Source organism: Massilia haematophila, from assembly GCF_042647645.1.
In the GTDB taxonomy this organism is placed as follows: Bacteria; Pseudomonadota; Gammaproteobacteria; order Burkholderiales; family Burkholderiaceae_D; genus Telluria; species Telluria haematophila.
Genome location: NZ_JBHRVV010000001.1, coordinates 2,372,360 through 2,385,151, shown reverse-complemented (window position 1 = coordinate 2,385,151; position 12,792 = coordinate 2,372,360). Strand labels below are relative to the sequence as shown.

The following is a 12,792-nucleotide window of genomic DNA, read 5'->3' as shown; positions in this document are numbered from 1 at the left end:
AAAGCCGCTTTGCTCAAAGCATAAATATTTCCCTAGGGATTGATAATTATCAGGAAACAAGAATTCTTTCCTCACTTAATTTAAATTTCTAGGAGTAACCGTCATGGAGCTGTGCCAAGCAAACCTCACCACCCAAGCGAACGCTGACGCGATCCGCCCGTTCGGTGGGCAGCAGGCCGTGCACCAGGCGGTCGAGCGTCTTCCGTTCACCATCCGCCGCGTCGAGACCGAGGACGAGCTGCTCAAGGCGGTACGCATCCGCCACGCCGCCTACGCACGTCACGTGCCGGATTTTGCCCGTGCGCTGGCGTTGCCCGAGGCGGCCGATTACGAAAGCGATACCATCGTTCTGCTGGCCGAGTCGAAGCTCGACGGCACGCCGCTGGGCAGCACCCGCATCCGTACCAACCTGTTCCGTCCGCTGGACGTGGAGCAGTCGGTCGAGCTGCCGGAGTGGCTGCAAGGCTGCCGCCTGGTCGAGGCGACCCGCCTGGGCGTGGACGACGGCCGTGCCGGGCGCCTGGTCAAGATGGCCCTGATCAAGGCCTGCTTCATGTATTGCCAGCAGAACGATATCGAATGGTCGGTCGCCAGCGGCCGCGCGACGGTTGCGCGCCAGTACGAGCAACTGATGTTCGTCGATGTGTTCCCGGGCCAGGGCCTGATTCCGCTGCGTCATGCCGGCAACATCGAGCACCGTGTGATGGCGTTCGAGCTGGCCAGTTTCGAGGCGCGCTGGGCCGCTGCGCGCCATCCGATGTTCAACTTCTTCCTCGGCACCCGCCATCCGGATATCGACGTCGGCCCGCGCGCCGTGCCGCGCATCGCCCGCGCGCGCGTCCCGCAGCCGGCGCCGGAAGCCGGCTTCGCGGCGCGCGAACTGGCTTTCGCCTGACTAGATATTGCATGACGGCATCAACCTAAAGCTGTATCCTTGCGTCTGACCGGCAGCGGATGTTTCGCCGCCGCTGCCGCCCGCATGTGATACCGCTTATGCCAAACATCTCGTCACCGAAACCCAGCACCGCTTCCTTCTCAGCCCACGGCCTGATGGAAAAGGTGCTCGCCGTCTTCGCGTACTATCTGATCCCCATCGGGATCGGGCTGTTTTCGCTCGTCGCCCTGGCGTTCTGGCACAACCAGTACAGTGTGAGCGCGCCTGCCACGCTGCCGCTGCGGGTGCTGGTCCAGCAGGAGGCGGAGGCGATGGCGCCGCCCCTCGGCGCCGTGCTCGCGGGCCTGCAGGCCCGTCCGGCCGCTTCCAGCTACGATACCCATCTGTCGGAGCGCCCGGTCTGGTTCGCTTTTGCGCCGATGGCCGCCTCGATCGAGCGCGACGTGATCGAGTTCCCATCGCGCCACGCGCAGTCCATCCGTTGCTGGGATGCGACAAGCCAGGCGCTGCTCGGCGAGGCCACGCGCGACCACGCGACCGGTGCGCTCGATGCCGTCAAGGCGGGCTTCGCCCTGCGCATGGCGCGCCTGCCGGCCCAGGTCGTCTGCGTCGCCGATTTCGCCGGCCCGGCACGGCTGAGCGTGGAACAATGGGCCGCCGACGAGTTCGAATTGTCGATCGAGCAGTATCACCGCAAGTCGGGGCTGCTCGATGGCGGAATGATCGTGCTGGCGCTGTTCGTGCTGCTGACGGCCTTCATCAACCGCCAGCGGCTGTACGTCCTGTTTGCCGGCTGGCTGATCCTGAACCTGCGCGTGGGCGCGCTGTCCGCCGGCTGGGACATCCAGTGGCTGGGCCAGACCCTTCCGGCCGACTGGTTGCTGCTGAGCCGCACGGTCACCATCACGCTGTACGGCATCGCCACCCTGACGCTGTACCAGTACCTGTTGCGCGAAAGCCTCGACGACCTGCGCTACTCGGCGCCGATGCGCATCATGCAATGGTTGTGCATGCCGATGCTGGTGGCGGCGATCGTGGTGCCGTTCCGGATCTTCCTGCCGATGTTGTGGGTGATCTGCACCTGCTGCCTGTCGCTGATGACGGTCGGCCTGTTCAAGATCATGGTCGAATCGCGCAACCGCGTCGCCTCGTGGTTCGCCGCCTCGTTCGCGCTGACCTTCCTGGCCTCGCTGGCGGAGATCGTCGCGGCCGCGCTCGGCGTGCGCGAAGTGGTCGGGGTCATCAACAGCGTCACCGCCGCGCTGGCCTCCAGCCTGCTGGCCGCGCTGGCCGTCGCCGAGCAGATGCGCCTGGAGACGCAAAAGCGCATTGCGGCCCAGGCCGAGCTCGAGCATGCCTACGAGGCGATGCCGGTCGGCCTGTTCACGCTCGACCTGCATGGCCTGTTCCTGTCGGCCAACCCGGCCCTGTGCCGCATGCTGGCCTGCGAGACGCCCGTCTCCAGCCGTACCCTGTGGCAGCAGTTCTTCGACGAGGCCACCTGGTTCAGCCTGCGCGAGCAGGTGCACCAGCAGACCCATGTCGAGATGGAGATCGCCAGCCGCGAAGGCGAGCGCCGCTTCCTGGTGCGCGCGACGCTGGCCCATGGCCGCATCGAAGGCGTGCTGGAAGACATCACCGAAAAGACCAAGGCCACCGAACAGCTCAAGTTCATGGCCAACAACGATCCGCTGACCCGCGTCTTCAACCGCCGCGGCATCGAGAAGGCCTTCGAGCACGCCGCCGTCTCGCTGGCGGCGGGCAAGCCGCTGGCCGTCGCCTATATCGACCTCGACCGCTTCAAGCTGATCAACGACCTGTTCGGCCACGCCGCCGGCGACGAGGTGCTCAAGCAGGTCTGCGAACGGATGGCGATGATGCTGGCCGGCGGCCAGCAGATCGGCCGCGTCGGCGGCGACGAGTTCGTGATCGTGATGCCCGACACCGCGATCCCGCTGGCCTCGCTGATCTGCCGCGGCATCGTCGAGCGCATCGGCGGCACGCCTTACCGGGTCGGCGACAAGGCCTTCCACGTGCGCGGCTCGGTCGGCCTGATCGAGGTCTCGGACGGCATGCCGATGAAGGACGCGATCTCGACCGCCGACCGCGCCTGCCGGGAAGCGAAGGAAGCAAGCGACGGCCTGGTGGTGTACGAACGCAACGCCCGCGCCTTCCACGAGCGCGAGGCCGAGCTGAACCTGGTGGCGAAGCTGCAGGGACCGCACGCGACCGAGGGCCTGTTCATCGAGATGCAGCCGATCATGTCGCTCAAGTCGCCGCACGAGTCGCTCAACTTCGAGGTGCTGCTGCGCATGCGCGGCGCCGACGGGAAAGTGATGCCGGCCGGTCCGCTGATCGGCGCGGCGGAGAAGAGCGGCCGCGCCGGCGTGATCGACCGCTGGGTGCTGGCCACCACGCTCGGCTGGATCGCCGAGAATGCCGGGCGCCTGCCGAACACGCGTTTCGTCTGCATGAACCTGTCGGGCGCCTCGCTCAACGACGAGCGCTTCGTCCAGGACACGCTCGAGATCCTGGCGCGCCACGTACATGTCGCCAGCCGCCTGTGCATGGAAATCACCGAGAGCGTGGCCCTGCACGACCTCGACAACACGCGCCGCTTCATCGACCAGGTGCGCAACTTCGGCGTCAAGGTGGCGCTGGACGACTTCGGCGCCGGCTATACCTCCTTCTCCTACCTGAAGGAGCTGCCGGCCGACGTGCTGAAGATCGACGGCAACTTCATCGTCAACATCAACGCGCACCCGGCCAACGTCGCCATCGTCGAAGCCATCGTCAATCTGGCCGTGAACCTGGGCATGAAGACGATCGCCGAATGGGCCGAGGACGCGGCCACCGTACAGACCCTGGCCGAGATCGGCGTCGACTATGTGCAGGGTTGGGCCGTGGCGCGCTCGCAGGCACCTGAGAAAATCCTGAACGCGGCCTCGTCGGCCAGCTTCATCGACGACGCGGTCCTGCTCGAGATGCTGCCCTCGCTGGGCAACGCCGCCGCGCTCGACCTGCGCGGCTTCATGCGCTCCTACTAGCAGGAAGAACTAGCAGGAAGGGGCGGCAGAACGGTTCCGCCAATCGGTGGACCGTTTGAGAGGTATCAGCGGGTGTCCCCGGTGTTGCCCGGCTGCCTTGGTCCGCCGCCCATCCGCACTACACTGCAAGGATTGCACGACCGGACGCACCGCCAGGTGGCGCCGGTCCGATGCGTGCGCAGCCTGGCGGCGATGGGAGGCCAGCATGAGGTGCCAGTATCAAACTCGCCAGTATCAAACTCGTCAGCATCAAACTTGCCAGCATCGAACGACGCGCAGCCACGTCCTGTCGCGGTTGGCGCTGCTGTGCGCGGCGCTCGCGCCGACCCTGGCGGGCGCCGCCGAAGCGGACGCCAGGCGCCTGCTGAAGGCGATGTCCGATTACCTGGCGGCGCAGAAGGCGATTTCCTTCGAATTCGACTCCAGCCTCGACCTCGTCAGCGCCCAGCAGCAGAAGCTGACGCTGGCCGCTTCGGGCAGCGTGGTCATGAACCGGCCGGACAAGCTGCACGTCAGCCGCCGCGGCGGCTTTGCCCACATGGAGATGAGCTTCGACGGCAAGACCGTGACCCTGCTCGGCAAGAATTCGAATATGTACGCCCAGGTCGAGGCGGCCGGCAGCATCGACCAATTGGTCGACGTGTTGCGCGACAAATACCACCGGCCGGTGCCGGGAGCCGATTTGCTGATGTCCGATCCCTACAAGGAATTGATGCCGGAGGTGACTGAGGTCAAGGACCTCGGCAGCGGCGTCATCCGCGGGGTGGAGTGCGACCATCTCGCTTTCCGCGCGCGCGAGGTCGACTGGCAGATCTGGATCGCCCAGGGTGCGACGCCGTATCCCTGCCGCTATGTCATCACCAGTAAGAAGGTCACCGGCGCGCCGGAGTACCGCATCGACATCCGCGACTGGAAGACCGGCGCCAAGGTGCCCACCGATGCGTTCAGGCTGGCCATTCCGGCCGGCGCCCAGAAGCTGACACCCGACAAGGTCCAGGAATTGAGCGACATCCCCGCCATCTTCAAGGCCACCGATGCGGCGAAAGGAAATCCATGAAGATCATGAAACGGTATGGGCCCGGCGTGCTGGCGCTGTTGGCGCTGGGGCTGGCCCTCGAGGCGGCCGAGCACGCCGGCGTGCCGAATCTGCCCAGCGTGGTGGCGCCGGCCGGGGCGGTCGTCGGACGACCGCTGACGCCGGTCAGCTATGCGGGCGTGGCGTGGCGCGGCGCACGGCAAGACGGTGCGCGGCCGGCGTCTATTATTGCTAGGCGGGCAGGCAGGCAGCGTCGGCGGCGGCAAGATCGGCGGGCGCGGCGGCTTCGCCAGCAGCGATCACCGCGTGGGCGGCGCCCACGTCACGTCGACGCCAACCGTCCTGCGCAGCCGCCCACCCTACTGGAGGGTGGCCAGTTGCGGCTGTGGCTGGCGGTCGGCGTCGAGCAGCATCATTTGCGCGCGTGCGGCCTTCAGGGTCGCCACGTCGCGCGCCAGCGGACGGTCGCGCGTGGGCATGCGCGGGCGCCAGTCGTGCTGCTGTTGCATTCGCGGGGTGGCGGCGTAGCGCTGCAGGGGCACGCCCTGCGGCTCCACGCCCGATCCGCTGGCGGTTGCCGACGTGCTGCCCGACCCGCCCTGGGACGCGGATTCGGACGTCGATCCGAACGACATGCGCGTCACGCGCGCCGCGCCTTCGCAGGGCTGGTCGGTCAGGGTCACGTGGCCGGCGCGGTCCACGCATTTCAGTACTTCGGTGCCCGCCAGCGCGGCGGGGGCGGCCGCGACGGCGGCCAGCATCAGGCAGAGGTGAGAGGCCAGTTGTTTCATGCTTGGCTCCTTGTTCGATGGAGCCATTCTCCGGGCCGAGGCCGCCAGCCTCTGTTCGTTGCCTCACCCTGTGCAATGTATTGTCAAAAAAACTATTGTTGGGTTAGCCCGGCCGCTGGGCGACCAGCTGCACCTCCACCAAAAAACCGTGGTGCAGGGCCGGCACCGGCACCACCGCGCGCGCGGGTTTGTGGTCGCCGAACACACCGGCATAGGCGGTGTTAAAAGCCGGCCAGTGCTCGACGCCGGCGAGGTAGGCCGTGCACTGGACCACGTCCCCGAAGCTGCAGCCGGCCGCGCGCAAGACTTTCTCGCACTGGTCGAAGACCGAGGCGCACTGGGCGTCGAAATCGCTGTCCGGCGGGATCTCGCCGCGCGCCGGCAGGATGCCCGACAGGAAGACCAGGCCGCCGGCTGCGACCGCCTGCGAATAGTGGCCGGCGGGCGGCGGCAGCGCGGGCGACTGGATGAACTCCATCAGGCGCCCACCAGCTGGGCGAAGCGCGACAGGTCGACGTTGCCGCCGCTGATCAGGACGCCGACGCGCTTGCCGGCGACCGGGTAGACGCCGTGCAGGGCCGCCGCCGCGCCGAGGCAGCCGGTCGGCTCGACCACCATCTTCATGCGCTCGGCGAAGAACTTCATGGTCTCGACCAGCTGGGCATCGCTGACGGTGACGATGTCGTCGACGCGGCGCCGGATCACCTCGAAGTTATGTTCGCCGACGTGGGTCACCATGGCGCCGTCGGCGATGGTGTCGGGCACGCCGATGTGGACGATCTCCCCGCGGCGCAGCGACTGCTGGCCGTCGTTGCCGGCTTCCGGCTCGACGCCGATCACCTTGCACGCGGGCGACAGGCCCATCGCCGCCAGCGTGCTGCCGGCCAGCAGGCCGCCGCCGCCGAGCGGCACCAGTAGCACGTCGAGTTCGCCGGCTTCCTCGAACAGTTCCTTGGCGGCCGTGCCCTGGCCGCAGATCACGTCCGGATGGTCGTAGGGCGGAATCAGGGTCATGCCACGTTCCTCGGCCAGGCGGCGGCCGATTTCCTCCCGATTCTCGGTGTAGCGGTCGTAGAAGATCACTTCGCCGCCGTACTCTTTCGTCGCCTGGACCTTCAGCGCCGGCGCGTCCTTCGGCATGATGATGGTGGCGCGGATGCCGGCCAGGCGCGCCGACAGCGCGATCGCCTGGGCGTGGTTACCCGAGGAGAAGGTCAGCACGCCGGCGGCGCGCTGCGCATCGGTGAAGCGCGCGATCGCGTTGTAGGCGCCGCGGAACTTGAAGGCACCCATGCGCTGGTAGTTCTCGCACTTGAAGAAGACCCGGGCGCCGGCGCGGGCGTCGAAGGTGGAGGAGGTGAGCACCGGCGTGCGGTGGGCGGCGCCTTCGATGCGGGCGGCCGCCTGTTCGACGTCGCTGTAGTGCAGGGGTGTGGTCATGATGGTCTTACGAAGAGAGGAATCAGGAAGCCAGCGGCAGCGCCAGCTGCACCAGCAGGCCGCCGCCTTCGCGGTTGCGCACCGTGAGCTCGGCGTTGTGGCGGGTCACCACGCGCTCGACGATCGCCAGCCCCAGGCCGGCGCCGTTGGCCTGGCCGCGCGCCGTGTCCAGGCGCGTAAAGGGTTTCAGCAACTGGTTGATCTGGTCGGGCGGCACGCCGGGGCCATGGTCGCCGATCTCGACGACGGCGCGCCGGCCGTGGGGCGTGGTGCGCACCTGGCAGGAGAACTCGATCTCGGTGACGTCCTTGCCGGGCGTCCTGGCGTAGCGGCGCGCGTTCTCGACGACGTTGTTGATCACGCGCCGCAGGTCGGTCTCGTTGCCCATGACGCGGATGCCTTCCGTGATCTCGGTGCTGGTGCGCACGTCGGGCATGCGCGCGGCGTGCATGGCGCTGTCGGCGAGCAGGCCGGACAGGTCGACCGGCACGAAGGTCGCGGCCTCGGTCGGCTTGGCGTAGTCGAGGAACTGGCCGATGATCGCGTCCATCTGCGCGATGTCCGACTGCATGCCTTCGCGCGCCTCGACCGGCAGGTTGGCCATCTCGACTTCGAGCTGCATGCGCGCCAGCGGCGTGCGCAAATCGTGCGAGATGCCGGCCAGGATCACGGCGCGGTCCTTTTCGACCTGGGCCAGGTCCTCGACCATCTGGTTGAAGCTGCGGTTGGCCTCGATGATCTCCTGCGGCCCCTTTTCGGGCAGCGGCGCCGGGCGTTCGCCCTTGGCAAAGGCGCGCGTGGCCGCGGTCAGGCGCGCCAGCGGCAGGTTGATCAGGCTCGAGATGAACGCCGCGCCGAGTAGCGACAGCACGCCCACCACGCTGGCCCAACCGAGCCACTGGACGCGCGTCAGGCCGGCCAGGCGCTCGCGTTCGAGCATCAGCCAGTATTCGTCGTCCTCGATGTTAAAGCTGATCCAGAAGCCGGCCATGCCGTTCACGCGGCTGGAAAAGCGGGTCTGCTGGCCGAGCTTTTCGCGCACGGCGGCGGCGATGTCGGGCATCAGGGCGTTGTCCGGCGGCGGCGCGACCTCGTCGGTGGGCTCGAGCGCGAACACGCGGATGCCTTCGTTCGACACCAGTTCGATCAGGAGTTCGAGCCGCGCCTCCGGCGCCGAGTGGGTGAGGGCGGCCTTGGTGAGGGTCACCACCGACACCACCAGCTCGGCCGTCTGCTGTACCTGCGGCCCGCGCTGGAACACGTTCAGCATCCCGATCCACGAGCCCATCGACAGCGTCGTGAGCAGGGACATCAGGAAGAAGGTGCGCCAGAACAGGCCGCTGCGCAGCCAGAGCTTGCGGCCGGGGCGGGACGTCAGGAACGATGCAGGCACTAGCGCGGCTGTCCTTCAGGGATGAAGACGTAGCCCAGGCCCCAGACGGTCTGGATGTAGAGCGGGCTGGACGGGTCCGGTTCGATCAGCTTGCGCAGGCGCGAGATCTGGACGTCGAGCGAACGGTCGAACACTTCGTATTCGCGGCCGCGCGCCAGTTCCATCAGCTTCTCGCGCGAGAGCGGCTGGCGCGCGTGGCGCGCGAACACCTTCAGCACCGAGAATTCGCCGGTGGTCAGGGGCACGGTCTCGCCGTTCTTCTTCAGCGTACGGGTGCCGAGATCCAGCACGAACTGGCCGAACTCGAAGGTCTGCGGGGTTTCCGAGGGCGCGCCGGGGATTTCGTCCGGGCCCTTGCGGCGCAGGACGGCGCCGATGCGGGCCACCAGTTCGCGCGGGTTGAAGGGCTTCGGCAGGTAGTCGTCGGCGCCCATTTCCAGGCCGACGATGCGGTCCACGTCCTCGCCCTTGGCGGTCAGCATGATGATCGGGGTCTGGTCGCCGGCGCCGCGCAGGCGGCGGCAGATCGACAGGCCGTCTTCGCCCGGCAGCATCAGGTCCAGCACCAGCAGGTCGTAGCGCTCGCGCAGCCACAGTTTGTTCATGGCCGGCGCGCTTTCGGCGGTGACCACCTGGAAGCCCTGTTCGGTGAGGTAGCGGCGCAGCAGGTCGCGCAGGCGGACGTCGTCGTCGACGACCATGATCTTCGCGTTATGGCCGCCCGTGTTGCCCGTTGCGCCGGCCGAATTCGTATTGGAAGATGTATTCATATGCTGTCAATTTGTCAGATTCATGTCGCTATGGTAACTTCTCTGCGCTTTAAATAAGGGCCATTCGCGTAGGGCATTACATTGTGTTACAAACTTTACTCAATTGGTCTTATACCCCGGCTGCATTCCACATACACTGGGACCCATGAAATACAGCTTACTTCGTACCGTTATCGGGTGCGATTTATCCAGTACAGCTTATCTGTTTATCCGGCATCGCGGAAGAGGAACACCATGAAAGACGCGCTCACCAAAACCTATGCAGCAGCCCAGGCCCCGGGGCCCCGGCTTGCCCGCCTGGCGCGCCGTGGTCTCGCTGTCTGCATGCTCGCCTGCGTCGGCCTCGGCGCCGCGCATGCACAGAACCACGGACGTCGCGACGACGTCCAGCTGTCCCCGCCGCCCTCGATGCGCGGCGAACGTTTCCAGGCCCCGCCGCCGCAGATCGAGCAGCCGCGCGAGCAGCGCATGTTCGAACAGCAGCAGCGCGCGATGGAAGAACAGCAGCGCCGCCAGGCCGCCCAGCTGCAGTACGAGCAGAGCGCGCGCGATGGCCGCCGCGGCGGACGCCTGACCCCGGACGAGCGGCGCGACCTGCGCCGCCAGATCAACGAGGCGGGAATGGATATCTATCCGAACGCGCAGCGCCGATGATGGTGACCTGCAAAACAAGAAAGCCGGGTTCGCCCGGCTTTTTCTTTGCCCGCTCGTCCAGGAAAACGTCCCGCTCGTCCCCTGTCAACGCATTGCTCTTGATGCAAGAAGTATTGTTTCGAGCGAAATATTGTTGATCAATATTTATTTATTGGCGACAACATGATAGGCTAGCCCGCTTCACCCCTTGCCGCATCGGTCAGCCCAAGGGCGAGTCACACTCACCTGGAGCGCAAACGTGTCCGATCCCGCCGCTGTGCTTACTCCTGCCAATCCTCCCGGTACGCCGGCGACGCGGTTTGCTGCCACCGGTCCGGCGCATTGCATCGACCAGCGCCCGGACGGCGTGTACGCCGATCCCGCCGTGCTCGGCACCACGTTGCTGGCGGCGGTCGACGGCATCCTGCGCGCCGGCCGCTACTTCACCGGCCTCGACTATCCGGTCCTGATCAAGGCCCTGTTCGACAGCGGCCCGGCCCTGCCTGTCGGGCCGGACGGCGTGGCGCGGGTGCGCCTGGCCGACGACATCGTGCCGTTCAATCCCCAGCGCCGCGCCCTCTACCGTTCGGTGCGCATCATGGGCGGCGCGGCCGAGTACTGCTTCGAGCCGGTGCACCTGGCCGGCGCCGACGGCGAGCCCGAGGTGGCGGCGCGCCTGGACATCGACGAATTCGTGGCCGACATGTGGCTCAAGGGGATCCGTTTCGGCATCGACATCGCCGCGGTGCGCGCCGCGATCGCGCTCGGCAACGCCGGCCGCATCGTCGTCGCGCGGCGCCTGGAGCCGGTGGCGGGGATCGACGCCAGCGTGGTCGAGGTGTCCGAGGACATCCACCGCAGCAACGCGCCGCGCCAGCTGGCCAACGGCAAGCTCGACCTGATGAGTTTCCAGAACCGCTTCCCGCAGGTAAAGGCTGGCGCCCGCCTGCTGCAGAAGCTGCCGCCCCAGGCCGGCACGCCGGGCTTCGAGATATCGGGCATCCGCATTGCGCCGGCCGCGCCGCGCGACCTCGATTTCGCGGCCTGTGCCGGGGCCGGCACCAGCGTCGAGAAGCACGCCGGGGACGATTACCTGGTCGCCCTGCGCACCGGCTTCCTGAACGTGGACGGCAAGACGCGCCGGATCTCGGTCGACGACAGGATCGTCAGTCGCGACGGCGTCAGCGTGCGCACCACCGGCAACCTGCAGCTGAGCGGCGACTTCGAGGAATTCGGCGAGGTGCAGGAAAAGCGCGTCATCGAAGGCACCAGCATCACCGTGCATGCCGACGTCTATGGCGAGATCGTCTCGCGCGGCGGCGCCGTGCGCCTGCGCGCCAACCTGGTCGGCGGGCGCGCTTATAACCGGCAGGGCGACATCGTGGTCGACGGCGTGGCGTCGTCGGCGACCATCCAGGCGCTGGCCGGCACCGTGACCCTGCAGCGCGCCGAGAACTGCGTGGTCGCGGCGACCCGCGTCTGCATCGAGCAGGCCGTCAACTGCGACATCGTCGCCGACGAGGTCGCGATCGGGAGCGCCGAGGGCTGCGCGCTCGCCGCGTGCCGGGTGCGCATCGACAGTGCGGCGCCATGGCGCGACAGCGAGATGCTGGTCCATGCGCTGCTCGCCGAGTGCGGCCGCATCGACGAGGTGGTCAAGCAGGTGCGCACGCGCCTGGCCCAGATCGAGGACGGCATCGAGCGCAACAAGGCCGAGCTGGCGCGCCTGTGCGCCGAGCCCGAGGTGCGCAAGTACCTCGGCATCGCAGGGAAGGTACGCAGCGGCGAGATGCGCCTGAATCCGTCACAGGCCCAGCAGTTCCAGCGGATGGGCCAGGCGGCCGGTCCGGCGCTGGCGAAGATCGGCGAGGTCGGCGCGGCGCGCAAGTCGCTCGACGCCGAGCTGGCCGAAGGGCAGGCGCTGCTGGCGCGCTTCGAGGCCCAGCGCGCCGAGCGTGCCGGCCTGACCCGGGTCGATATCGGCCAGCTGGCCGGCGAAACCCAGGTGCGCACGCTGGCCTTCGATCCCGACGCGCCGCCCCTGCACCACATGGCGCCGCGCGAGATCCACACGCGCCTGCGCGGCGCCGAGGGCGCGCGCCTGTACACCGGCGCGAGCGGCGCCTATCGCTGGGAGAATGAAGGCGGTACCAAAGCACAGTGATGTCGTAGGGAAATGTTGACTGCACTCAAGAGAGGAGATGGCGGCGCGGCTTAGCATGGGGTCTGTTCGTGAAAGGAACCATCATGCACAAGGACACTGCAATCTCTCGCCCGGCGGGCAATGAATTTCTCAGCTTCACGCTCGGCGGCCTCGAGTACGGCCTGGATTTCGGCAAGGTGCAGGAACTGCGGGTGCTCAAGTCGCTTGAGCGCTTCGCCGACGGCGGCGAGATCATCAGCGGCGTGGCGGTATCGCGCGGCGTCATCATGCCGATCGTCGACATGCGCGCGGCCTTTTGCGGCCACCCGGTCGTCACCACGCCGATGACCGACGTGATCATCCTGAAGCTGTCGACCTGCGTGATGGGGATGGTGGTGGACGGCATCACCGACGTGGTGACGCTCCAGGCCGACCAGATTTCGCCGATTCCCGGCGCTGACGGCGGCGCCATCGATTACCTGATCGGGCTCGGTGTCGCCAATGGAAGGCGGCTGATCCTGGTGGATATCGACCGGTTGATGTCGATCGATCGCGGGGTGAAGGGTGGGGCGAGGCAGGTGGCCTGATGGTGGCTTTGCCTCTGTTCGAACGGTGGACACCGGTGGGTTCGAGAACCCACCCTA

General features: G+C 67.3%; 11 protein-coding genes. 6 read left to right on the top strand and 5 right to left on the bottom strand.

The annotated features are described in order from the left end of the window. The first annotated feature begins 103 nt into the window (after positions 1-103). The 3 genes from ACFOPH_RS10595 (at position 104) to ACFOPH_RS10585 (ending at position 4,999) form a co-directional block, all read left to right on the top strand. Positions 104-895 carry an N-acyl amino acid synthase FeeM domain-containing protein gene (locus tag ACFOPH_RS10595; protein ID WP_312550617.1) on the top strand — a complete coding sequence of 264 codons (792 nt, stop codon included), beginning with the start codon at positions 104-106 and terminating at the stop codon, positions 893-895. Positions 896-993: 98 nt separating this feature from the next. Then, on the top strand, positions 994-3,942 hold the full coding sequence (locus ACFOPH_RS10590; RefSeq protein ID WP_312550618.1) for a putative bifunctional diguanylate cyclase/phosphodiesterase: 2,949 nt from the start codon (positions 994-996) through the stop codon (positions 3,940-3,942). A 295-nt stretch (positions 3,943-4,237) separates the two neighbouring features. Further along, positions 4,238-4,999: a DUF2092 domain-containing protein gene (locus ACFOPH_RS10585; RefSeq protein ID WP_312550619.1), complete on the top strand. Its 762-nt coding sequence runs from the start codon at positions 4,238-4,240 to the stop codon at positions 4,997-4,999. A gap of 338 nt (positions 5,000-5,337) precedes the next feature. On the opposite strand, the gene ACFOPH_RS10580 is transcribed toward ACFOPH_RS10585, so the two are convergent. The 5 genes from ACFOPH_RS10580 to ompR all read right to left on the bottom strand — a co-directional run bounded on the left by ACFOPH_RS10580 (position 5,338) and on the right by ompR (position 9,303). Next, entirely contained in the window at positions 5,338-5,769 is a 432-nt protein-coding gene (locus tag ACFOPH_RS10580) for a DUF4124 domain-containing protein (RefSeq protein ID WP_379735151.1), read from the bottom strand. 103 nt (positions 5,770-5,872) lie between these two features. Next, positions 5,873-6,247, bottom strand: coding sequence for a RidA family protein (locus ACFOPH_RS10575; protein WP_312550622.1), 375 nt, complete (start codon positions 6,245-6,247; stop codon positions 5,873-5,875). After that, positions 6,247-7,209, bottom strand: coding sequence for a threo-3-hydroxy-L-aspartate ammonia-lyase (locus ACFOPH_RS10570; protein ID WP_379735149.1), 963 nt, complete (start codon positions 7,207-7,209; stop codon positions 6,247-6,249). The genes ACFOPH_RS10575 and ACFOPH_RS10570 overlap by 1 nt, the downstream gene beginning before the upstream one ends. A gap of 22 nt (positions 7,210-7,231) precedes the next feature. Further along, positions 7,232-8,602 carry an ATP-binding protein gene (locus ACFOPH_RS10565; RefSeq protein WP_449288633.1) on the bottom strand — a complete coding sequence of 457 codons (1,371 nt, stop codon included), beginning with the start codon at positions 8,600-8,602 and terminating at the stop codon, positions 7,232-7,234. Beyond that, entirely contained in the window at positions 8,602-9,303 is a 702-nt protein-coding gene (ompR, locus tag ACFOPH_RS10560; RefSeq protein ID WP_229425647.1) for an osmolarity response regulator transcription factor OmpR, read from the bottom strand. The genes ACFOPH_RS10565 and ompR overlap by 1 nt, the downstream gene beginning before the upstream one ends. Before the next feature lie 303 nt (positions 9,304-9,606). On the opposite strand from ompR, the gene ACFOPH_RS10555 reads away from it, so the two are divergent. From ACFOPH_RS10555 to ACFOPH_RS10545, 3 genes are all read left to right on the top strand, one after another. Then, on the top strand, positions 9,607-10,026 hold the full coding sequence (locus ACFOPH_RS10555) for a hypothetical protein (RefSeq protein WP_379735147.1): 420 nt from the start codon (positions 9,607-9,609) through the stop codon (positions 10,024-10,026). Positions 10,027-10,264: 238 nt separating this feature from the next. After that, complete coding sequence (locus tag ACFOPH_RS10550; RefSeq protein ID WP_379735145.1) at positions 10,265-12,169, top strand: flagellar assembly protein A; 1,905 nt, start codon at positions 10,265-10,267, stop codon at positions 12,167-12,169. A gap of 83 nt (positions 12,170-12,252) precedes the next feature. Continuing rightward, positions 12,253-12,735, top strand: a complete 483-nt coding sequence (locus ACFOPH_RS10545; RefSeq protein ID WP_312550626.1) for a chemotaxis protein CheW — start codon at positions 12,253-12,255, stop codon at positions 12,733-12,735. Positions 12,736-12,792: the final 57 nt, after the last annotated feature.